A 23,064-nucleotide genomic window follows, 5' to 3' on the forward strand; every position below is an offset into this window, starting at 1 on the left:
TTGTTCAGTTCGACGCACGGTACAGACCGTGCGCATCGATGTAGGCCAGGACCGCGTCGGGCACCAGGAAACGTACCGACTTACCGCTGGCCAGCAGTTGACGGATCTGGGTGGCGGAAACCGCGAGCGGTGTCTGCCAGACGAATGCAATCTGTCCGCTCGGCCCTTTCAGGGCCAGCGGGTCGCTCACCGAACGCGCTGCCAGCAGGTTGCGCAAGGCATCCGGCGGTTCGCTGTCGGCGTCCGGGCGCTGTAGCACCAGGATGTGGCAATGCTGGAGCAACTCTTCCCAGCGGTGCCAAGTGGGCAGGCCGCAAAATGCGTCCCAGCCCAAAAGCAGAAAAACCTGGGTCTCGGCGGGCATCTCTGCGCGCAGCGACTCCAGGGTATCGATGGTCCAGGACGGTTTGTCCCGCTGCAATTCGCGGGCGTCCACCACCAGCGGCGGCAATCCGGCCACCGCGCACTCGACCATCGCCAGCCGGTCCTGCGCCGATACCTGCGGCGTCCCGCGATGTGGCGGGCGCGCGTTCGGCATCAGGCGCAACTCGTCCAGCGCCAGCGCTTCGACGACTTCCAGCGCGCCACGCAAATGGCCGATGTGCACCGGGTCGAACGTACCGCCCAGCACGCCAATGCGTTGCGGGCGCGACTCGCTGCCGGTGTGCGGCGCTGTCAGGTCGAGGTCGGTCAAGTCAGACCGTCGCCTGGCCGCGCAACTGGCCATCGCCGACCACGATGTACTTCTCGCAGGTCAGCCCCTCAAGCCCGACCGGGCCGCGGGCGTGCAGCTTATCAGTAGAAATGCCGATCTCGGCACCCAATCCGTATTCAAATCCATCGGCAAAGCAGGTCGGCGTGTTGATCATCACCGAGGCCGAGTCGACTTCCGCCACGAACCGGCGGGTGTCAGCGAGGTTTTCGCTGACAATCGAGTCGGTGTGATGGGAGCCGTAATGGTTGATGTGTTCGATCGCCTGCTCCAGACCGTCGACCACGCGGATCGACAGAATCGGCGCCAGGTACTCGGTGTGCCAGTCGTCTTCGCTGGCCGCGACCGCTTCGATGATCGCCCGGGTGCGCTCGCAACCGCGCAGCTCGACGCCTTTGTCGCGGAACTGCGCGGCCATCGAAGGCAGGAAATCCCTGGCAACAGCCTGATCGACCAGCAGGGTTTCCATCGCGCCGCAGATGCCATAACGGTAGGTCTTGGCGTTGAAGGCGATGCTTTGGGCTTTGGCCAGATCGGCATGTTCACTGACGTAAACGTGGCAAATGCCGTCCAGGTGCTTGATCACCGGTACGCGAGCATCGCGGCTGATGCGTTCGATCAGGCCACGACCGCCACGGGGCACGATGACGTCGACGTACTCAGGCATGCTGATCAGCGCGCCGACGGCGGCACGGTCAGTGGTTTCGACCACTTGCACCACAGCGGCGGGCAGTTCGGCTTCGGCCAGACCGCGCTGAATGCACGCGGCAATCGCGCGATTGGAATGAATTGCCTCGGAGCCACCGCGCAGAATGGTCGCGTTGCCGGACTTCAGACACAGGCTGGCGGCATCGATGGTCACGTTCGGACGGGATTCGTAGATGATCCCGATCACGCCCAGCGGTACACGCATCTTGCCGACCTGAATGCCCGACGGACGGAAGCTCATGTCGCGGATCGCGCCCACCGGATCCGCCAGTGCAGCAACCTGACGCAAGCCGACGATCATGCCGTCGATGCGTGCCGGGGTCAGTTCCAGACGCTCCAGCAGCGCCGGCTCAAGACCGCTGGTGCGACCGGCAGCCAAATCCAGCTCATTGGCTGCGGCCAGCTCGGCGCGCGCAGCGTCCAGAGCATTGGCGGCAGCCTGCAAGGCGCGGTTTTTCTGCGCGGTGCTGGCGCGACCGATGACCTTGGAGGCAGCGCGGGCGGCGCGACCCAATCGGGTCATGTAGTCAAGAACGGACTCAGTCATGGTCTGCTGGGGTCTTGGCAAAGAGGAAAGCGGCAGATTATAGCTGCCGCGTCCCGGGACTAACAGCGGTGACGGGCGGATGGTCGAAATGAGCTGCGTTTGCCCGTCGTTCAGACGTAATTAAGCTCAGCGTTGTTATCATCACGACCTCTTGAGCCTGGATCAACCTTGCCCATCATGACCAACGTGCCCCTTTGCCCCGAGTCCGCGCGCCTGCCCGTGGGCCTGCCGGACAGTTTTTTCGACCGCGACGCCCAGGTTCTGGCGCAGGCGCTGCTCGGCAAAGTCATCCGCCATCGCGTCGGCGATCTGTGGCTGAGTGCGCGAATCATCGAAACCGAAGCCTATTACTGCGCGGAAAAAGGTAGCCACGCCTCGCTCGGCTATACAGAAAAGCGTAAGGCTTTGTTTCTGGATGGCGGCCACATCTATATGTACTACGCACGCGGCGGTGATTCGCTGAACTTCAGTGCGCAGGGGCCGGGCAACGCGGTGCTGATCAAATCCGCCTATCCGTGGGTCGACGAAGTCAGCGGCCCGGCGAGCCTGGCGCAGATGCTGCTGAACAATCCCGATGCCCAGGGCCGACCGCGTCCGACACAGAAGCTCTGCGCCGGACAGACCCTGCTGTGCAAGGCGCTGGGTTTGAAAGTGCCGATGTGGGACGCCAAGCGTTTCGATCATGAACTGTTGCTGGTCGAGGACCCGGGACCGCCACCCGCGCAGATCATTCAAACCACTCGGCTGGGCATCCCGCTGGGCCGCGATGAACACTTGATGTATCGCTTCGTTGACGCTGCGTATGCGCAATGGTGCACGCGGAACCCGCTGCGACGGGGTCAGGTCGAAGGCCGGGATTATTGCCTGCTTCCCGGCGCTGAAGCCGAATCCGCAAATAAATGATGTCCCCCTGTGGGAGCGAGCCTGCTCGCGAAGGGGTTGTGCCAGCCAACGCTTCTACCGCCTGACACAGCGCGTTCGCGAGCAGGCTCGCTCCCACGGATCAGCAGTGAAACGCGTAACAATTACTTAAAGAATGAATGGAGTTTTTCTGTATGGGCCCATGGCTCGATAGCATCACCGGATGGCTCGGCGCCAATCCGCAGTGGTTGGCCGCAGCGGTGTTCATCGTTGCGTGCGTGGAATGTCTGGCGATCGCCGGGCTGATCGTGCCGGGCACGGTGCTGTTGTTCGGCGTGGCGGTATTGGCCGGCAGTGGCGCGCTGTCATTGAGCGAAACACTGTTGCTGGGCTTTCTTGGCGGCATTCTTGGCGATCTGATGTCGTATTTCCTCGGCCGCCATTTTCACCAGAACATCCGCCGCCTTCCCGGGCTGCGCCATCACCCGGAATGGATGGCCGGCGCCGAGTCGTACTTCCAGCGCTATGGCATCGCCAGCTTGCTGGTCGGGCGTTTCATCGGCCCGCTACGACCCATGCTGCCGATGGTCGCCGGGATGTGCGACATGCCCTTCCCGCGTTTCTTCGCCGTCAGTCTGCTGGCCGCTGCTGGCTGGAGCCTGGCTTATCTGTTGCCTGGCTGGGCCACGGGCGCGGCGTTCCGTCTGCCATTGCCTGAAGGGTTCTGGCTGGAGGCCGGGATTGTCGCGGCCAGCATCGCGATAATGGTCGGCCTGAGCGTCAACAGCAGCGTGCGCCGCCATCGTCGCGCGACGATCTGGATCGGCGGCATGAGCCTGCTGATCCTGATCGGTCTGTTCATCGGCTATCCATACCTCACCGCGCTCGACAACGGCGTGATGACCCTGGTGCAGGAGCACCGCCAGCCAGCGCTGGACGAAATCGCCGTGACGCTGACCCTGATCGGCGAATTCCGCAACATGCTGCTGTTCAGTGCCCTGCTCGTCATTCTGCTGGTGCTGTGCAAGCAGTGGCGCCAGGCAATGTTCGCGGGCGCCACCATGTTGGTCACCGCAATGGCCAATACCGGAACCAAGTATTTTTTCGCCCGGGTGCGCCCGGAAGTGCTCAGCGATCCATTGACCACCTACAGCATGCCCAGCGGCCACGCTTCTGGCGCGTTCGCTCTGTTCCTGACGCTGGGCGTGCTGGCCGGGCGCGGTCAGCCGCCGCGCATGCGCCTGACCTGGCTGCTGATTGCCTGCATCCCGGCACTCTCTATCGCCCTGTCGCGGGTCTATCTCGGCGCGCACTGGCCAACCGACATATTGGCCGGGGCGATGCTTGCCAGCTGCGTGTGTGCTGCGATGCTGTGGTTGAGCCAACGGCAGGCGTCCCTTAATGCGATGCCGTTCAAGATCTGGTGGCTGATCCTGCCATCGATGGTTGCTCTGTTCGGCTTCTTCGTACTGCGCCACTTGCCACATACATTGTTGCGTTACGCCTACTAAACCAGACAACTTACAAGCCAGATGTTTTATACGTCGCTCTTTCGGAATATTCCGACAAGAGCGGCGTTGATAACCTACGCAAACTTCCCCTCCTGCGGTTAACTTTCCTGGTTATAAAACCGACATTTCCGCATTCCCAACCAACGCGAAACTAGCGTTATATAGTCCAGCCGGAACACGGTCGCGAAGTATTTCGCGCTATGAAAAAACCGTGAGTTCAATCCGCCCGGCTTGAGCACTTGCCAACAATCAATATTTATCCGGACCCGGCATTGAAGTTCTGCCGAGGCATTTATCAATTCATTCTTTGTCGAGTTATTCATGAGTCCAAAGATACCCCGCAAGACGCCTGTTACAACGCCGCATCAAACTGATCCGCACGCACCGACACCACATCGCCCCTTGATCGATGCCAGCGCCGTTGAAATATCGAGAAGGACCGGTAGCCACGATCAGACGCTGCCCCCAACAACTTCCGGCAGCCCCCTCGCCGATGCAAACCCGAGACTTCCGGCGATCGAAATCTTCCAGTTACCGGCACATGGCGCTTATCGTTCGGAACATTCCACTTCAATAAACGATTACTGGTTGTCGGAAGCTTTTCTGCGTGGGATGAAGCCCGCTGACCCCGATGGATTTCGCTGGGTCGTTGGCAGAAAGTTCGTCGACGTCGAATATCAGGGCGTTTTGCAAACCACTCACGTCGGCGTGGATGAAACCGGCACATGGCGCAGCAAGTTGCTGACCGAGCGCGTGCCCTCCGGACCGCTTTTGTATAAAAACGCAGACAGCCCCACCTGGCGCCTGACCGAACATCCAACGCCGAAGCGAGCACGCCTCGCGCCCGTGACAACGCCCATCAATCAAAGCCGTTACAGTCCATCGGGGCGTTCGCCGGATGCTCAGGGTTACTACGAAATGCATCCGCTTTTTGCAGCGCGCACAGACGCCCCCCTGTTCGCCTTCAGGGATTCATTTGGCAATTTCATTCCGGTAGATCCTCCGTCGGGGGGATTCGCGGCGTCGCCGACCCACCTCAAACAGTGGACCGATCATGAGATCTGGCAGCTATATGGCTTGCAGGGCCAGGACATCGCGCGCTTTCGTGTCGAAGCTCAGGCCAGCGGCATGCCGCCACAGTGGGCACATCCCACAACCACCGGAAATCCGCTGACCGATCTGCTGCGCGACTCACTGCGCTGGCTGCATCCGCAGATGAGCCGTGCAGAGCGCGAAGCCTTTCTGCAATCGTTCAATCTGCTGCCCAGGCAATTGACCCGCTTGCAGCAGGACATGCGCGGCCATCTGGCGATTCCAGCCTGGGTACTGGCGCACAAGCGCCTGTTGGATGACGTTACCCACCCGCGACGCTTCGAGCAATTGGCCAAGGATGCGGTCGAGCAGCTCAACCTCAAGCGCAATGCCCGCCACGACTGGTACGACGCAGAACAAGGCCTGACCCCCGAGGTCCGCGAGGCGCTGTTGAAACAGCTCGGTTACCTGCGCAACAAACACAATTGCCTGTATCGCACGGACATCCCGGCACTGTTTCGCGGTGACGAGCGCACGCCGTTCGAGCTGGCGAATGACGGCACCATGCTGCCCCGCTACCACCACGAACCCGGCGCCACCACGCACAAGCCGATCAGCGCGACGTTCAGTCTCGAGCAGGGCCAGATGTATGCCAGCGCCCCCGATCCCGCATACCTGCGCTTCAACAGCCAGACCCACAAATATCCGGGGCGCGACGCGGGTGACAGCAGCTCAGACAGCGGCGCAAGCGACGCCGATGATTCAAGCAGTTCCTCATCCGACTGGTCTGATCCTGAGAGTCCCGTCGCCTGGGATCACGAGCGGGGTTATCGGTCCTCGCGCACGCGGCAGACAGAAATGTTCATGTACGCCCTCGACACGCGCAATCTGGAAGTCGTCCCGCACGAAGAGAACATGGCGTTCAATTCCGCTGCGCGTGAGAACCCGCCGACCTGGTTTCCCTCCGACGATTTCGAGGGGCTGATTTCGGTCACCCGCAGCGGAGTTCCAGCCGAGCGTATCTGGTTACTGAACACAGACCTGAGCAAAGGCGCCAGGGTCGCAGACATCAAAGAACAGGCCGGCGCGGACGCTGAGCGCATTGAGGCGGCGACCCATGCCGGGCACGCCAACAAATTCCAATACGACCGACTGATCGACAAAGCGGAAGCGGCAGGACTGCCAATCCTCAAGCTGTCGGGCAATAAAAACGAGTTTGCATACGACATCGCCTGGCCCTGAACCGGGCACGCCATACAACGCCGGACAGGAGACCGGCACCCTCATGCACACCATTAAAGGATTAATACGTGTCGAAACTCATTGTCCCTGCGACCCATATCGCCCACGTTCGCGCACTTGAAGTTACCCCCATCGACGTCTCGGCGAATCCCCATGCCCCGCCCACCCATATGCGCAATCAGACGCAGGCGCCTGACATTGATCCGTCGCTTCGCAAAACCCTCAAAGCCCTGGACAAGCATCTGGGCCTGCTACGCATCGGTGAGATCATGATCAGTCGGGTCGAATTGCAAGCGCTGGGGGCGACCATTGACGGTCAACCGGTCAGTGCGGCGAACGCCCACATCAAAAGCGTGGATCAGGCATTTCTGGACGGACTCAATTTCGAATCGGCGCAGGTACAGTCGCGCTTGCAGGCCGTGGATTTCCCCGCCAATGACATGGCGGCAATGCTGTTCTACGAAATTGCCTGCAAGCGCTCGATTGATGCCGGCCCACTGTTCATCAGTGATACACCACTGGTTTCCGGCAGCGCCATGGATCGTCTCAACAAGCTGGGCAAGGCTGCGCAAAAGCTGGAAATCCACCGTGCGGACGCGTTTGAAAACACACCGGGCTGGATCAACAAGAGCAAAAGCTATTTGATGAGCGGCGCAGGCGTCGGCATGCAAGCCTTCGGCATCTACAGCAGTTACATGGCGCTGACCGATGCGATCAAGAAAGGCGAGGCACTGGAAATGCTGTACTACGGCGGATCCATTGCTGCAGAACTCGGCTCGCTGATCATCGAGCAGGGCCTGACCAGAACAGGCCAGGCGATGCTCACTCAGGGCAGCAATGTACTGAAGGGTTTTGCGCTGACCTCAATCGGCAAATACATGAGCCGTGGTGCGGGACTGTTCGCCAGCGCGATTACCTTGCCGTTCGACATCGTTGACGCGATCAAATCCTTCAACGCCGCCGCCGCGACATCGGGCAAACAAGCTCAGGATCATTATTTCAACGGTGCCCTGAGTGTAGCGGGCGCGGGTATCAGCCTGGTGCTGGGCGCCGCCGCGCTGGCCGGCTTCGGCAGCGTTGCCGGCCCGCTCGGCCTTGCGGCCGCTGCGCTGCTCATCGGCGGGTCGATGATTTATCAGGCCGCCAGGGTCGTCGACGATATCGACGACTACATCGAACTGACGACACTCGAGCGTCTGCGCTCGGGATGGTTCGCCTTCACCGGCAAGGAACTGGACACCGAGGTGATGGATCGCTTCAAGCTGTCCAGGCTTTCCAGTGACTACGAAAAACAGCTCGAAACGTCGGCCAAAGACATGCTTGCCGGCGCTTACAAGGACTCCATCGCCCAAGTAGTCAATGGCACGTTCCGCGCCGAATTGCGCCCTGTCGAACTGTGGCGTTACCAGTGGGACGAAAGCGCCGGGCAGTTGCCGTTCAGACTCGACAGCCAGGCGGTGATCGTCGGCGGCGACGATGCAGTCGACGCAAGCCTCGGATTACCCGACAACCTCAAAGGCATGATCAGCGGCAGCCCAGGCGAAGGCAAAGGCGTGTTCTGGCGTCTGGGTGATGGCAACGACCGCGTGGTTGGCGTCAAGGCGCGGCCCAACCTCTTCACTTACCGCGACGGCCATAAGGCACTGACGGGCGGCGACACAAATGATGCGTTCTACCAAGAAGTCTCTGATCAGGAACTGGATCGATCGAGCAAGCCGCCGCACATCAATGTGCTGGATGGCGGCTCGGGCGACGACCTGGTTGCGTTCGAAGGCATCCGCCCGATTACCGACACGCGTTACATCGGTCACGACGTCAACCTGCAGACCGGCAAGGTCTCACTTCGCGGCCCGGACTCTGCGAACGACACCCTCGAAGTCGCCCATCTGACCTCCATTGAAAACGTTGCGACCTTGCGCAAAGGCACGAGCACTATCACGGGCAATGACCAGCCCAACCAGATTTCCGCCAACGGTTACGACCGCATCAGCGCCGGCGACGGCAACGACACGATCGCAATCTCTGGTACCGAGTGCACGGTGGAGGGCGGCGGCGGCGAAGATCGCTATTACATCGCCGACACCAATGCACGTACAACGATCATCGAGTGTGGCGACCATTCGAGCCTGATCGAATTCGGCTGGCCGATGGCGGTCATTCAACGCTGGCAAATCATCGGCACCTCACTGGTGGTCAATTCTTTGCGCGGCAGGGACGGCAGCGACCCCGACCATGTGCTGACCCTCGAAAACGTTTACCAGACAGTCAACGGTCAGCGCCAATTGAACAATGCTCGGTGGGTGTTCCGCACTCTCGATGGCTATGAACTGCGCGCGCAACTGCCCACTCGACCTGGTGAAGCATTGAGTCAGGACATCGAGGTTGCCGTCACTGTCAGCGGACGGCCAGCACCCGCCCCGGCAATCGTCAACGGTGGCACCGTGGCGCTGGACGGTCAGGGCGTGCAGCGCCACTTCGTCGCACGTACCGAGCACAGGGTCGAATTCGTCGCCACAGGCAACGCTACCGGCGCCCGTACCATTTACCTGGATTACCAGGACAGCGAGATTGTCGACGTGGTGGTCAGCTATGGCGTGGAAGTGCGCCGAGGTGTTTCGGGCAATACGCACCTGACCTACAACTACATCAGCCTGTCGATTCTGCTGCCCTCCAGAGTGCTGGCCTTCAAAGGCGTGATCCAGACGATTGCCGCCGCGATGGGCTACAGCGGCCAAAACAGCCTGAAGGTCACGACACCGCTTCTGGCCCGGGACATCGTGCTGGTCATGCAGAATGACGTTTCATACCGCGTGCAGGTGCCCGCGTTCGATTACCGGGACGACGCCAGAAATCCCGGCATCCGTGTGCTCAGCTCGCGGAGCTGGTTGAAGCGGCGCAACGGAAAATATCCATTCATCCGTCCGCTGGTCAGCGAGAGACCATCACTGGGCGCCCAGAACAGCAAAGTGGTCATCGAATCGCGGCCGCACACCGGGATTTATCTGCTCGAAGGCAAAAGCGCGACTTACGACGTTTATCTCGCCAGCAACAGCATCCTGCGTCTGGCCACACCGGGCGCTGCGGCAAAAACGGCCGATGCATCGAGATGGAATCTGTTCACCCGTACCCTGACAGAAACCGTCACGCGCGCCGACATTCAGCTCCAGGACAACCGCCTGCGCATTGCCAGCGTCACGGTGGAGTTGCCGGACATCTTGGATGACACCCCGGTGGAGTCCATTTGTGTGGTGACGTCAGCCGGCAACACTTATGAAGTCTCGCTGCTGTTTGAGGTGTTGCAGCTGTATGTGATCGACGCTCGTGGCTACGCCAGTGTCGAGGCATTGCTGGCAGATATCGACAAGCACAAACAACGCCACGAACTGGCCGCACGGGTCTACGTCACCCACATCGGTTACAAACCCGAGACAGCGGGCACGCTGGTTTACAACTCGGTGAGCAATCAATGGAGCCTGCTGAATGATCTGCAAGAGCGCGTCGACCGCGAAGGTCTGTTCATCCCGGTCAACATGAGCTGACGGTGCGCTGCCGGTTTCAACATCGTGCCAGTGTGGGCCTGCGCTGATCTTCGTTTGCGCGTTGAGTCATGCGTTTTCCAAGTGAAACTAGGCGAACAGTTCGCCCTGCAACTCGTCGAGTAATGCCTGGATCGCATCCAGCCGTTGCTGTGGGTCGTCGAGTTGCAGCAGATCGATCTTGTCTTCCTCGGCGAAGGGCAAGAGATAGGCAAGCTGATTGGCTAGCGCCTGTTGCCCGGCGGCTTCGGTGCCCATGTTCAACGCCTCGACCATCGGGTGTTCGGCCAGCGCCTTGAGCAGCGCGACCAGATCGGCGTCCTCGTCCTGCAACGGTTGCTCAGGCTCATCGTCCAGCCATTCGACGTCGGCGACAATCAACTGATCGCGCTGCACTTCGGTGCGCAGCACAGTGAAGCGCCGTCCGCCTTGCACGCGAATGCCGAGCAGGCCGTTGTCCTGTTGCTCGAAATCGGTGATCCGCGCTTCGCAGCCAACCAGCGCAAAACCTTCCGGCGCGACGCCGACTTCGCTGCCCTCAAGGATGCACACCACCCCGAAGCCGACGCCCTGTTTCATGCAGCGGCCGATCATGTCGAGGTAGCGCGCCTCGAAGATCTGCAGATCGAGGTTGCAGCCGGGGAACAGCACCGTGTTCAGCGGAAAAAGCGGCAGACTCATAGACATTTCCTTACACCACCATCGACACCGCCAACGGCAGGAACACCGCCGTGGCCACGCCCATCAGACTCATTGCCAGCGCGGCGAACGCGCCGCACTCATCGTTTTCCTGCATCGCCACCGCCGTGCCGACCGCATGCGCGGTCATGCCCAGCGCCATGCCGCGCGCTTCGGGGCTGTGCACGCCAAGGCGGGTCAGCAGCGCCGGGCCGAAGATCGCGCCAATCACCCCGGTGATCAGCACGAACACCGCGGCCAGCGCCGCCACGCCACCGATCTGCTCGGCGACCAGCATGGCGATCGGCGAGGTCACCGATTTAGGCGCCATGGTCATCAGGATCATGTGATCGGCACCGAACCACCAGCCCAGCGCCACGCCCATGCCCGTTGCGACCACCCCGCCTATCACCAGCGTAGTAAAAATCGGCCAGAACAATTGGCGGATGCGCCGCAGATTCAGGTAGAGCGGCACCGCCAGCGCCACCGTGGCCGGTCCCAGCAGAATGCTGAGGATTTCGGTGCTCTTGCGGTACTCCGCGTAGGTCAGGCCGCAGCCGACCAGCACACCGATCACCAACAACATGGAGACCAGCACCGGTTGCAGAAAGATCCAGCGGGTTTTCTCGAACGCCGCCAGCACCAGTTGATAGGCACCGAGGGTGATGCCAATGCCGAACAGCGGATGATGAATCACCGACGCCCACGCGCCTTGCCAGTCAAACAGCATCAGGACTCCTCCGCCGGCGGCGCCTGACGTTTGACCAGCCGCTGCATGAGCACGCCGGCAAACGCCATCGACAGGATCAGCGAGACCACCAGCGCGCCAACGATCGCCCAGAAATCCGCAGCAATCGCCGTGGCATACACCATCACGCCCACCGCCGGCGGCACCAGCAGCAACGGCAGATAACGCAGCAGGCTGCCCGCCGCCTGATTCAGCGGCTCGCCGACTTCACCGCGAATGATCAGGAACACCAGCAACAGCAGCAGCCCGATGATCGGCCCCGGCAATATCGGCAACAGCAAATGATTGAGCGCCGTGCCGAGCAGTTGGAACAGCACCAGCAGGGTCAGGCCACGTAACAACATCTGACATCTCCGTCTTCTATCTCACCCAGCAGGGGCTCGGCATTATAAGCATGCCGGCGCTATGGACCGGCATTCGCCAAAAGCATGGTCGGTTGACCTGAGCAAATCGCCATGATGATCTACAGTGGTTCGCAGGCCGGTCAAATCCGCCCCCTGAAAAACTATAAAACCGATGAACCCAAGGAGAGTCTCAATGCCCTATGTTCCCGTTGCAGAGCTCAAAGATTATGTCGGCAAGGAACTTGGACGTTCCGAATGGCTCACCATCGATCAGGAGCGCATCAACCTGTTCGCCGAAGCCACCGGTGATTTTCAGTTCATTCACGTAGATCCGGTCAAGGCTGCGCAAACGCCGTTTGGCAGCACGATTGCCCATGGTTTCCTGTCGCTGTCGCTGATGCCGAAATTGATGGAAGACATCCTCGTGCTGCCCGAAGGCGTGAAGATGGTCGTCAACTATGGCCTGGACAGCGTGCGTTTCATCCAGCCGGTCAAGGTCAACTCGAAAGTCCGACTGAAGGTCGACATGGTCGAAGTCACCGAGAAAAAACCCGGCCAGTGGTTGCTCAAGGCTACCGCGACACTGGAGATAGAAGGCTCGGACAAACCGGCCTACATCGCCGAGCCGCTGTCACTCTGCTTCGTCTGATCATCCCGGATGCGAAGCAGCGCACGCTGTTTCGCGTCACGTCTGTATATATGCGACGCATAGCTGCGGCATACTCGGTCGCCTAATTGCCCGGATCCCGCTATGCGCTCAATCGCTCGACTTGCACCCCTTGCCCTGACCCTGATGCTCACCGCTTGCGGCGACGGCGAATCGCTGTTGCCGCCGGATGCGCGCCTGCCCGATGGCGGTCGCTATCGCGGTGAACTGGTCGACGGCTTGCTGCAAGGTCAGGGCCGCGTCGACTACCCCAACGGCAGCTGGTACGCCGGAGAGTTCGACAAGGGTCAGTGGCACGGGCAAGGCGAATGGCATGGCAGCAACGGCGAGGTCTATCGCGGCCAGTTTCAGCAAGGGCTGTTCGATGGTCAGGGCAGCCTGAGCACCAATGCCAGCAGTTACACCGGTGGCTTCAAGCAGGGCCGGCGCGATGGCGAAGGCACGCTGAAAGAAAACGGCATGACCTATCGCGGCGAGTTCAAGGCTGACCAGTATTCCGGCCTCGGCCGCCTGGAAATGGACGACGGCAGCTCCTATCAAGGCCAGTTCGCCCACGGCAAACCCAACGGCGAAGGCCAGCGCGGCGATGCCAGCGGCAATTCGTTCACGGGCCATTTCGTCAACGGCCAACTGGAAGGCAACGGCACCTACAACAGCGCCGACGGCGATATCTACGTCGGCGGTTTCAAGAACAATCAACTGCACGGCAAGGGCCGCTACGAGAACGCCGACGGCGACGTCTGGCTCGGCCAGTTCAAGGAAGGCGCGCTGACCGGCAAGGGCGAATTGATCGGCGCTGATGGCAGCCATTACATCGGTGTATTCAATGACTGGCGCTTTACCGGCCAAGGCCGTTTGAACCTCGCCGATGGCAGCTTCTACATCGGCGGCTTCGACAACGACAGCTATTCAGGACGCGGCACGCTGGTGCTGACCGATGGCAGCGTGCTCAGCGGCACCTGGATCAACGGCCAACGCGTGCGCGACGCCGACGGCAAATTGCTCCCCGACACCCTCGAACTCGGTTTGCTCGCCCAAGGCCGGTTGCTGGACGACGCACTGGCGGCGATCCCCGCTTCGACTCCGGCAGTCGAGTTGTACACCCTGACCCTCGGTGGCGACGGCAAGCAAAGCGTGTTCCTGCGTGAATCCGACTACGTCGCCAACATGCTCAACACGCGCTTCGGCGCCTTCGGCCAGATCCGCCTGGTCAATCATCGCGATCATCTCGGTGACCGGCCGATGGCCACCCGCGAAAATCTGCGCCGCGCCGCGCAAGCCCTTGCCGAACGCAGCGGGCCGGAAGATCTGCTGTTCATTTATCTGACCAGCCACGGCACCGCCGAGCATGAACTGGTGCTCGATCAGCCGCGCATGGAACTGGCCGATCTGCCGGCCGATGAACTCGCCGCCGTGCTCGCGCCGCTGAAGCATCGCGACAAGGTCATCGTGATTTCTTCGTGCTATTCCGGCGGCTTCATCCCGGCGCTGAAAGACGAACGCACGCTGATCATGACTGCCTCGCGCGCCGATCGGGTGTCGTTCGGTTGCTCGGAAGAAGCCAACTTCACTTATTTCGGCGATGCGCTGTTTGCCCAGGCACTGAACCAGACCGACGACCTTGAGCAGGCATTCAAACTGGCCAAGGCGACCGTCGCCGAACGTGAGCTGGCCGACGGTTTCGAAGCCTCGGAGCCGCAGATCTGGGCGCCGAAAACCGTGCTATCGCATTGGCAACTGCTGCGCAAACAGCAAGCGCGCAAAGCATTGCAAAGCAGCGCATTGAACGACGCGGCGAAAAAAGGCAACTAAGCTGAACAGTATCAAGGGAGAGACACTATGTACTTGACGCCTCAGCACGTATTGCTTGCCGGAGCCACCGGACTGACCGGTGAACATCTGCTCGACCGTTTGCTCAACGAACCAACCATTACCCGTGTCCTCGCCCCTTCGCGCCGGCCGCTGGCCGAGCATCCCCATCTGGAAAACCCGGTCGGCGACCCGCAAGCGTTTCTGCCGCAACTCAGTGGCCGGGTCGATATCGCCTACTGCTGCCTCGGTACCACGATCAAACAGGCCGGCTCCGAAGAAGCCTTTCGCGCAGTCGATCTGGACATGGTCGTGGCGTTTGCCAAGCGCGCCCGGGAGATGGGCGCGCGGCATCTGATCGTGATCAGTGCGATTGGCGCCGATCCGAATTCCTCGGTGCTCTACAACCGGGTCAAGGGTGAAATGGAACAGGCGCTGCGCGCGCAGAACTGGCCGCAGCTGACCATTTGCCGGCCTTCGCTGTTGCTTGGCGAACGCACCGAACCACGCTTGGTCGAGCAACTGGCCGGGCCATTGTCGAAGCTGATTCCGGGGAAATACCACGGCATCGAAGCGTGCCAGTTGGCCCGAGCGATGTGGCGCCTGGCGCTGGAAGAACAGGATGGGGTGCGGGTGATCGAGTCGGATGAACTGCGCAAGTTAGGCAAATAATCCATCCGCCCATGATGATCGTTCCCACGCTCTGCGTGGGAATGCAGCTATGGACGCTCTGCGTCCTAAAAAGCGTGACGCGGAGCGTCACAGGATGCGTTACCACGCAGAGCGTGGGAACGATCAGTCACTACAATCCACCAGTCGCTTGAAAACCTACGCCAATCACGGTGAGCAACGACAACGGCAACAACAGCGTATCGAGCAGCGCACTGGCCGGCAGGTCCACGCCCGGATAGCTCGGCGCTTCGGCACCGAACCGGTCCATCGCACAGCAGCCGCCGTTCAACGCATACAAATCCAGCCGCGTCCCGGCGTACACCACCGGTGCGCCGGGTTTGGCTGCATCCAGGGTGCGCACGGTAGCGCATCCAGCCAATTGCAGCGCCAGCACAAGTACCAGCAGCTTATTCATCGCTGCTCAGGTGATGCTCGCCCCAACGCGGCAGCATGTCCTGCGGGATGCCGAGCAGATTGAGGATCCGCGCCACAACGAAGTCGATCAGATCATCGATAGTCTGCGGCTGGTGATAGAAGCCCGGCGAGGCCGGCAGAATCGTCACGCCCATATTCGACAGCTTGAGCATGTGCTCCAGATGAATGCTCGAGTACGGCGCCTCGCGCGGCACCAGAATCAACTGACGGCGCTCTTTCAGGGTGACGTCCGCCGCGCGTTCGATCAGGTTGTTGCAGGCGCCGGTGGCAATCGCCGACAGCGTGCCGGTCGAGCACGGCACCACCACCATGGCTGCCGGCGAGCCGGAGCCCGAAGCCACCGGCGACATCCAGTCTTCCTTGCCATACACGCGAATCTGCCCGGCAGCGGCGCCGGTGTATTCGGTCAGAAAGGCCTGCATCATCTGCGGTTTGTTCGGCAGCGACACGTCGGTCTCGGTGGCCATTACCAGTTGCGCGGCCTTGGAGATCAGGAAGTGCACTTCGCGATCCTCGCGCACCAGGCAATCGAGCAGGCGCAAGCCGTACTGCGCGCCCGAGGCGCCGGTCATCGCCAGGGTGATGCGTTCCGGTCCGCCGGCCTGGGAAAAGGTGTTCATTGCAGTGCCTCGGCAAGCTTGCCGTGCAGGCCGCCGAAGCCGCCGTTGCTCATGATCACCACGTGAGTGCCGGGCTGCGCCTGGCTCTTCACGCGTTCGATGATGCCTTCCAGGGAATCGCTGACAATCGACGGCACCGTGCACAATGCGGCGGTGGCGCCGAGGTCCCAACCGAGGTTGGCCGGGGCGTACCAGATCACCTGATCGGCATCGACCACGCTGTCCGGCAGACCGTCACGGTGGGCGCCGAGCTTCATCGAATTGGAGCGCGGCTCGATGATCGCAATCAGTGGCGCGTCGCCGATGCGTTTGCGCAGGCCATCAAGCGTGGTGGCGATGGCGGTCGGGTGGTGAGCGAAGTCGTCGTAAATGGTGATGCCGCGCACCTCGGCGACTTTCTCCATGCGTCGTTTGACGTTCTTGAACGCGCTCAAACCGGCGATGCCCATGGACGGCACCACGCCAACGTGACGCGCTGCGGCCAGAGCAGCCAAGGCATTGGCGACGTTGTGTTGACCGGTCAATTCCCACTCGACGGTGCCCTGGGACACGCCTTCGAACATCACTTCGAACGCCGAGCCGTCCTCGCTCAGCAGCTTGACCTGCCACTGACCGCCGGCGCCGGTGGTTTGCACCGGCGTCCAGCAGCCCATTTCGATCACGCGCTGCAACGCTGGCTCGGTGGTCGGGTGGATGACCAGCCCTTCGCTCGGGATGGTTCGCACCAAGTGGTGGAACTGACGTTCGATGGCCGGCAGATCGGGGAAGATGTCTGCGTGATCGAATTCAAGGTTGTTCAGGATCGCGGTGCGCGGACGGTAGTGGACGAACTTCGAGCGCTTGTCGAAGAACGCGCTGTCGTATTCGTCAGCCTCGATCACAAAAAACGGCGTACCGCCCAGGCGTGCCGACACCGAGAAATTCTGCGGCACGCCGCCGATGAGGAAACCCGGGCTCATGCCGGCATGTTCCAGCACCCAGGCAAGCATGCTGCTCGTGGTGGTCTTGCCATGCGTACCGGCCACGGCCAATACCCAGCGACCTTGCAGCACGTGGTCAGCCAGCCACTGCGGGCCGGAGACGTACGGCAGGCCTTTGTTCAGCACATATTCCACCGCCGGGTTGCCACGGGACATGGCATTGCCGATTACCACCAGATCCGGCGCCGGATCGAGCTGCGCCGGGTCATAACCCTGCGTCAGCTGAATGCCCTGGGCCTCGAGCTGTGTGCTCATCGGCGGATAGACGTTGGCGTCGGAGCCGGTGACGTGATGGCCCAGCTCTTTGGCCAACACCGCCATCGAGCCCATGAAAGTCCCGCAGATACCCAGAATATGAATGTGCATAGTCGACCTCGTAAAACATGGCCGCAGGTTAGCGTAGGGAGGGGGAAATGGCACTCTTTAGCTGAGGGGCGGGCCTGTTCGACCTGATCGTTCCCACGCTCTGCGTGGGAATGCAGCACGGGACGCTCTGCGTCCCAAAGCGGACGCGGAGCGTCCGGGGAGGCGTTACCACGCGGAGCTGGGAACGATCAGGTCGGTCAGGCAGAGCGAGCGATGCCGTGCTTGCGAAGCTTTCTGTACAGCGTATTGCGGCTGACGCCCAGCTGTTCAGCGGTATGGGTCATATGCCAGCGCGTCTGCTCAAGCGCACTGAGCAAGGCCAGTCGTTCGGCATCTTCCAATGGCTGCGCCGCCACAACCACCGGCCGCGCCTGCCGAATCATCACCGGCAAATCCTCAACCCCGATCCGGCCGCCATCACACAACGCCGCCAGGGTGCGCAGGACATTGCGCAACTGCCGCACATTGCCCGGCCAGTTGAATGCCAATAACGCCTGCCGCGCCGCTTCGTCGATCAGAATCGTTTCGCCTCCCGCCTCCTCGGCCAGGAGAAAATCCAGCAACTGCGATTTATCACTGCGCTCACGCAACGCCGGCAACGCCACTTCCAGCCCGTTCAAGCGGTAATACAGGTCTTCACGGAAACTGCCGTCCTCGACTCGTTCGAGCAAATTGCGGTGCGTCGCACTGATGATGCGCACGTCTACCGCTTGCGGTTCACCGCCAATCGGCACTACTTGCCGATCCTCCAGCACTCGCAGCAAACGCGTTTGCAACGCCAGTGGCATGTCGCCAATTTCGTCGAGGAACAAGGTGCCGCCATCGGCCTGTTGCAGCTTGCCGCGCATGCCGTCCTTGCGCGCGCCGGTGAAGCTGCCGCCGCGATAACCGAACAATTCGCTCTCGATCAGGCTTTCCGGAATGGCCGCGCAATTGAGTGCGACGAAAGCATTGCCGCAGCGCTGGCTGGCCTGGTGCACAGCCTTGGCAAACGCCTCCTTGCCCGAGCCGGTTTCGCCGTTGATCAACAGCGGCACGTCGCGCTCGAACACGCGCAGGGCTTTGCGAAATTCCGCCTGCAACGCTTCATCGCCGAGGCAGATGCCGGACAGGCGTGGCGCTGGAGCAGCGATTGGCGTTGGAACGATGGCCGTCGGCTTGCGCGATTCGCCGCGCAACACGGCAAACAGATGCCGGCCATCACGGGTGCGCAGCGGCCAACTGGCGCTGGCGTTGGCACTCGCCCGCCCGAGCAGGTCATCCAGCGAACAATCGAAAAACGCTTCCACCGGTTTACCGAGCAAACCACCGCGAATATGCCCGAGCAGGTTCAGCGCGCTCTGGTTGACTGCGCTGATCCGCCCTTCGCCGTCAAACGCCAGCAGCCCTTCGCTGAACAGGCCGACGGACTCGGCCTGCAGATGAAAACGCAGCAACCATTGGTTGTCGAAACAGCGCAAAAAATAGCAGCTCTCGATCATCTTCGCCGACAGATTGACCAGCGCCATAGTGTGGAACTGGCTCTGCCGCGAGACGTCCGGCCGCGCCGAAGACACATCGAGTACCGCCAGCAGTTCACCATGGGGATCGAACACCGGGCTCGCCGAACAGGTCAGCCCGGTGTGGCGGCCGCGAAAGTGTTCGTCCTGGTGAATGGTCAGCGCCTGACGCTCGACCAGGCAGGTACCGATGCCGTTGGTGCCTTCGCAGGCTTCGCTCCAGTCAGCGCCGAGCCAGAGACCGGCGCGCTCGAAAATCTTCCGTTCGGCCGGCGCGGTCACGCAATTGAGGATCACACCGCGCGCGTCAGTCAGCAGCACCGCATGGCCGGCACCGGAGAGTTGCTGATGCAGGCTGCTCATCTCGGTGCCGGCGATTTGCAGCACTTGTTGCAGACGTTCGCGACTTTCCAGCACTCGGCCATGCTCGAGCACGGTCGGCGCGATGGTCACAGAAGGATCGAGGTGATAGTCCTCAAGGCAACGCAGCCACGAACGGGCGATCGATGGATCGGCGCCGGGGCCGTGCAGGTGCGGTTTGCCCTGGGTGACGGTGAGAACCTGGCGGGCATGGCGACTCAAATGGTTGTCGTGCATTTCTTATTGTTCTCCCCGGGGCGCGATGGCCCAAAGCATGAGGTGACGCCCAGCATCCTCCAGCGGCCCCGGCATTGCAATGCTGGCAAGACCGCCCGGTCACGGGCTGTGTCGCAAGCGGTACAAACTGTCACCCGTGCTGTACCGAAACCGTCACAGCGCCACTCCATTCGTCCGAGACAAACCGGCCAAGCCCTTGATTTGCCTGACCTGCACGGCAGTGGCCCGAGCCTTGCTCTACGCTTAAAGCAAGCGCACTTGCGCGTTTCTCTAATAAGTACAAAGCCAAGGAGAACATCATCATGCGTTACGCCCACCCCGGTACCGACGGCGCCAAAGTCTCGTTCAAGAGCAAGTACGGTAACTACATCGGCGGCGAATTCGTCGCGCCGGTCAAAGGTCAGTACTTCACCAATACCTCGCCAGTCAATGGCCAGCCAATTGCCGAATTCCCCCGGTCCACCGCCGAAGACATCGACAAGGCGCTGGACGCTGCCCACGCCGCCGCCGATGCGTGGGGCGCCACTTCCGTGCAGGCGCGCTCGCTGATCCTGCTGAAAATCGCCGACCGCATCGAAGAGAATCTCGAACTGCTGGCAATCACCGAAACCTGGGACAACGGTAAAGCCATCCGCGAAACCCTCAACGCCGACATCCCCCTGGCCGCTGACCATTTCCGTTATTTCGCCGGTTGCCTGCGCGCTCAGGAAGGCAGCGCTGCGGAAATCGACGGCAACACCGTGGCCTACCACATTCACGAACCGCTGGGCGTCGTCGGCCAGATCATTCCGTGGAACTTCCCGCTGCTGATGGCCGCGTGGAAACTTGCGCCAGCGCTGGCCGCCGGTAACTGCGTGGTGCTCAAGCCTGCCGAGCAAACCCCGCTGGGCATCTGCGTGCTGATGGAACTGATCGGCGACCTGCTGCCGCCGGGCGTGCTCAACGTCGTGCAGGGCTTCGGCAAAGAAGCCGGCGAAGCCTTGGCGACCAGCAAGCGCATCGCCAAGATCGCCTTCACCGGCTCGACCCCGGTCGGCTCGCACATCATGAAATGCGCAGCGGAAAACATCATTCCGTCGACCGTGGAACTGGGCGGCAAGTCGCCGAACATCTTCTTCGAAGACATCATGCAGGCCGAGCCGAGCTTCATCGAAAAAGCCGCCGAAGGCCTGGTGCTGGCGTTCTTCAACCAGGGCGAAGTGTGCACCTGCCCTTCCCGCGCACTGGTGCAGGAATCGATCTATGACGAATTCATGCAGGCCGTGATGAAGAAAGTCAGCCAGATCAAACGCGGCGACCCACTGGACACCGACACCATGGTCGGCGCCCAAGCGTCGGAGCAGCAATTCGACAAGATCCTCTCGTACCTGGAAATCGCCAAGGGCGAAGGCGCGGAACTGTTGACCGGCGGCAAGGTGGAAAAACTCGAGGGCAGCCTGGCCACCGGTTATTACATCCAGCCGACCCTGCTCAAGGGCACCAACAAGATGCGCGTGTTCCAGGAAGAAATCTTCGGCCCGGTGGTGAGCATCACCACTTTCAAGGACGAAGCCGAAGCCCTGGCGATTGCCAACGACACCGAGTTCGGCCTCGGCGCCGGCCTGTGGACCCGCGACATCAACCGCGCGTACCGGATGGGCCGGGCGATCAAGGCCGGTCGCGTGTGGACCAACTGCTACCACCTGTATCCGGCGCATGCAGCATTCGGCGGTTACAAGAAGTCCGGCGTCGGGCGTGAAACCCACAAAATGATGCTCGACCATTACCAGCAGACCAAGAACCTGCTGGTGAGCTACGACATCAATCCGCTGGGATTCTTCTGATCCAGACGGGGTGAGGCAGGTGTTTACTGCTTCGCCCTCTGGATTGTCTTCGCGAGCAGGCTCGCTCCCACAGGTGATTCATGGTCGTACGCAATCCCCTGTGGGAGCGAGCCTGCTCGCGAAAGCGTTGTGCCATTCAACCCAATGGCCTGGCTGTAGCCAGGCCAATAAAACAATAAAAATGGTGAACCCTATGCCAAGCGAATCCCCGGCCGGCGCTCCGGCGACCGGCTCCTCCGTCGACTTCGAAAAAGTCGGCACCGATTACTTCCAACAACGCGAACTGAAAAAAGGCGCCGCCGGCTGGGTGCTGCTGGTGGGCCTCGGCGTCGCTTATGTGATTTCCGGAGATTACGCCGGCTGGAACTTCGGCCTCGCCCAGGGTGGCTGGGGCGGCATGTTTCTGGCCACGCTGCTGATGGCGACCATGTACCTGTGCATGTGTTTTTCCCTGGCCGAATTGTCCTCAATGATTCCCACCGCTGGCGGCGGCTACGGATTCGCCCGCAGTGCTTTCGGACCGTGGGGCGGTTTTCTCACCGGCACCGCGATCCTCATCGAATACGCCATCGCCCCCGCTGCCATCGCGGTGTTCATCGGTGCGTATTGCGAGTCGCTGTTCGGTATTGGCGGCTGGATGATTTATCTGGCGTTCTACATCATCTTCATCGCCATCCATATTTTCGGGGTCGGCGAAGCGCTCAAGCTGATGTTCATCATCACCGCCGTCGCCGCGCTGGCGCTGGGGGTGTTTCTGGTGGCGATGGTGCCGCACTTCGACGTCGCCAACCTGCTCGACATCCCGGTGACCACTGCGGTCGGCGCCAGTGCGTTTCTGCCGTTCGGCTATGTCGGCGTATGGGCGGCAATTCCCTATGCGATCTGGTTTTTCCTTGCCGTTGAAGGCGTGCCATTGGCCGCCGAAGAAACCAAAAACCCCAAGCGCGACCTGCCGCGTGGCCTGATCGGGGCGATGCTGGTGCTGCTGATGTTTGCCCTGCTGATTCTGATCGTCGGCCCCGGCGGCGCCGGTGCGAATTCGCTGCTGACCTCCGGTAATCCATTGGTCGAAGCGTTGAGCAAGGCCTACGGTGGCTCGACCTGGATGGGCAGCTTCGTCAATCTCGTCGGTCTGGCCGGGCTGATTGCCAGTTTCTTCTCGATCATCTACGCCTACTCGCGCCAGATCTTCGCGCTGTCGCGGGCCGGTTACCTGCCGCGCAAACTGTCGCAGACCAACAAGAGCAAGGCACCGGTGCTGGCTCTGGTGATTCCCGGCATCATCGGCTTTGGTCTGTCGCTGACCGGCCAGGGCGATTTGCTGATTCTGGTCGCGGTGTTCGGCGCGACCATTTCCTATGTGCTGATGATGGCCGCGCACATCACCCTGCGCATCCGTCGCCCCAAAATGGACCGGCCGTACCGCACGCCGGGCGGCATTTTCACCTCGGGTGTGGCGCTGGTATTGGCGTGCATCGCCGTGGTGGCGGGCTTCCTCGTCGATCCACGGGTGGTGATCGGCGCGGCGATCATCTATGGAGTGTTAATTGCTTACTTTGCTTTCTACAGTCGGCATCACTTGGTAGCAGGCACGCCGGAAGAAGAATTCGCGGCGATTCAAAAAGCTGAACAAGCCTTGCACTGATTGTCGAAAACCACGGCGCAGACGCATTCTGC

The 23,064-nt window shown here is 61.3% G+C and carries 18 protein-coding genes; 9 read left to right on the forward strand and 9 right to left on the reverse strand.

Features of this window, described 5'->3' with window-relative positions:
* Positions 1-4 precede the first annotated feature (4 nt).
* Together nadD and KVG87_RS23515 are read right to left on the reverse strand one after the other, a co-directional pair.
* The gene (gene nadD, locus KVG87_RS23510) at positions 5-727 is read right to left on the reverse strand and encodes a nicotinate-nucleotide adenylyltransferase (protein ID WP_024014451.1); all 723 of its coding nucleotides are present in this window, start codon (positions 725-727) and stop codon (positions 5-7) included.
* Positions 696-1,967, reverse strand: a complete 1,272-nt coding sequence (locus KVG87_RS23515; RefSeq protein WP_217852822.1) for a glutamate-5-semialdehyde dehydrogenase — start codon at positions 1,965-1,967, stop codon at positions 696-698. The genes nadD and KVG87_RS23515 overlap by 32 nt, the downstream gene beginning before the upstream one ends.
* A 177-nt stretch (positions 1,968-2,144) precedes the next feature.
* On the opposite strand from KVG87_RS23515, the gene KVG87_RS23520 reads away from it, so the two are divergent.
* The 4 genes from KVG87_RS23520 (at position 2,145) to KVG87_RS23535 (ending at position 10,152) form a co-directional block, all read left to right on the forward strand.
* Positions 2,145-2,870, forward strand: a complete 726-nt coding sequence (locus KVG87_RS23520) for a DNA-3-methyladenine glycosylase (protein WP_076564277.1) — start codon at positions 2,145-2,147, stop codon at positions 2,868-2,870.
* Between the two features lie 152 nt (positions 2,871-3,022).
* Positions 3,023-4,339 (forward strand): bifunctional DedA family/phosphatase PAP2 family protein, encoded by a 1,317-nt coding sequence (locus KVG87_RS23525; protein ID WP_217852825.1) that lies wholly within the window; start codon positions 3,023-3,025, stop codon positions 4,337-4,339.
* 588 nt (positions 4,340-4,927) lie between these two features.
* A complete protein-coding gene (locus tag KVG87_RS23530; RefSeq protein ID WP_225930981.1) occupies positions 4,928-6,613 on the forward strand; it encodes a hypothetical protein in 1,686 nt (561 codons plus the stop codon).
* Positions 6,614-6,681: 68 nt separating this feature from the next.
* Complete coding sequence (locus KVG87_RS23535) at positions 6,682-10,152, forward strand: calcium-binding protein (RefSeq protein ID WP_367616693.1); 3,471 nt, start codon at positions 6,682-6,684, stop codon at positions 10,150-10,152.
* An 87-nt stretch (positions 10,153-10,239) separates the two neighbouring features.
* Here KVG87_RS23535 and KVG87_RS23540 read toward each other — a convergent pair whose 3' ends face one another.
* Genes KVG87_RS23540 through KVG87_RS23550 form a run of 3 tightly spaced genes read right to left on the reverse strand, consistent with a single transcriptional unit; the run spans position 10,240 to position 11,919 of the window.
* On the reverse strand, positions 10,240-10,830 hold the full coding sequence (locus KVG87_RS23540) for an LON peptidase substrate-binding domain-containing protein (RefSeq protein ID WP_217852828.1): 591 nt from the start codon (positions 10,828-10,830) through the stop codon (positions 10,240-10,242).
* A 10-nt stretch (positions 10,831-10,840) separates the two neighbouring features.
* On the reverse strand, positions 10,841-11,557 hold the full coding sequence (locus tag KVG87_RS23545; RefSeq protein WP_016773013.1) for an LrgB family protein: 717 nt from the start codon (positions 11,555-11,557) through the stop codon (positions 10,841-10,843).
* Positions 11,557-11,919 (reverse strand): CidA/LrgA family protein, encoded by a 363-nt coding sequence (locus tag KVG87_RS23550; RefSeq protein ID WP_217852831.1) that lies wholly within the window; start codon positions 11,917-11,919, stop codon positions 11,557-11,559. The genes KVG87_RS23545 and KVG87_RS23550 overlap by 1 nt, the downstream gene beginning before the upstream one ends.
* A gap of 193 nt (positions 11,920-12,112) precedes the next feature.
* Here KVG87_RS23550 and KVG87_RS23555 point away from each other — a divergent pair, with 193 nt between their 5' ends.
* From KVG87_RS23555 to KVG87_RS23565, 3 genes are all read left to right on the forward strand, one after another.
* A complete protein-coding gene (locus tag KVG87_RS23555) occupies positions 12,113-12,568 on the forward strand; it encodes a MaoC family dehydratase (protein WP_016773011.1) in 456 nt (151 codons plus the stop codon).
* A gap of 102 nt (positions 12,569-12,670) precedes the next feature.
* Positions 12,671-14,398, forward strand: a complete 1,728-nt coding sequence (locus KVG87_RS23560) for a C13 family peptidase (protein WP_217852833.1) — start codon at positions 12,671-12,673, stop codon at positions 14,396-14,398.
* 27 nt (positions 14,399-14,425) lie between these two features.
* A complete protein-coding gene (locus tag KVG87_RS23565; RefSeq protein ID WP_217852835.1) occupies positions 14,426-15,067 on the forward strand; it encodes an oxidoreductase in 642 nt (213 codons plus the stop codon).
* A 130-nt stretch (positions 15,068-15,197) separates the two neighbouring features.
* Here KVG87_RS23565 and KVG87_RS23570 read toward each other — a convergent pair whose 3' ends face one another.
* The 4 genes from KVG87_RS23570 to KVG87_RS23585 all read right to left on the reverse strand — a co-directional run bounded on the left by KVG87_RS23570 (position 15,198) and on the right by KVG87_RS23585 (position 19,564).
* The gene (locus KVG87_RS23570) at positions 15,198-15,482 is read right to left on the reverse strand and encodes a YceK/YidQ family lipoprotein (protein WP_024014461.1); all 285 of its coding nucleotides are present in this window, start codon (positions 15,480-15,482) and stop codon (positions 15,198-15,200) included.
* A complete protein-coding gene (ubiX, locus tag KVG87_RS23575) occupies positions 15,475-16,122 on the reverse strand; it encodes a flavin prenyltransferase UbiX (RefSeq protein ID WP_217852837.1) in 648 nt (215 codons plus the stop codon). Before ubiX ends, KVG87_RS23570 begins: the two co-directional genes overlap by 8 nt.
* Positions 16,119-17,468, reverse strand: coding sequence for a UDP-N-acetylmuramate:L-alanyl-gamma-D-glutamyl-meso-diaminopimelate ligase (gene mpl / locus KVG87_RS23580; RefSeq protein WP_016773007.1), 1,350 nt, complete (start codon positions 17,466-17,468; stop codon positions 16,119-16,121). The genes ubiX and mpl overlap by 4 nt, the downstream gene beginning before the upstream one ends.
* A gap of 197 nt (positions 17,469-17,665) precedes the next feature.
* On the reverse strand, positions 17,666-19,564 hold the full coding sequence (locus KVG87_RS23585) for a sigma-54-dependent Fis family transcriptional regulator (RefSeq protein ID WP_217852839.1): 1,899 nt from the start codon (positions 19,562-19,564) through the stop codon (positions 17,666-17,668).
* Between the two features lie 302 nt (positions 19,565-19,866).
* Between KVG87_RS23585 and exaC the strand changes: the two genes are divergently transcribed.
* Positions 19,867-21,387 carry an acetaldehyde dehydrogenase ExaC gene (gene exaC, locus KVG87_RS23590; RefSeq protein ID WP_024014465.1) on the forward strand — a complete coding sequence of 507 codons (1,521 nt, stop codon included), beginning with the start codon at positions 19,867-19,869 and terminating at the stop codon, positions 21,385-21,387.
* Between the two features lie 193 nt (positions 21,388-21,580).
* Positions 21,581-23,032: an ethanolamine permease gene (gene eat, locus KVG87_RS23595; RefSeq protein WP_016773005.1), complete on the forward strand. Its 1,452-nt coding sequence runs from the start codon at positions 21,581-21,583 to the stop codon at positions 23,030-23,032.
* Positions 23,033-23,064: the final 32 nt, after the last annotated feature.

The sequence above is a fragment of the Pseudomonas siliginis genome, assembly GCF_019145195.1.
Lineage (GTDB): Bacteria > Pseudomonadota > Gammaproteobacteria > Pseudomonadales > Pseudomonadaceae > Aquipseudomonas > Aquipseudomonas siliginis.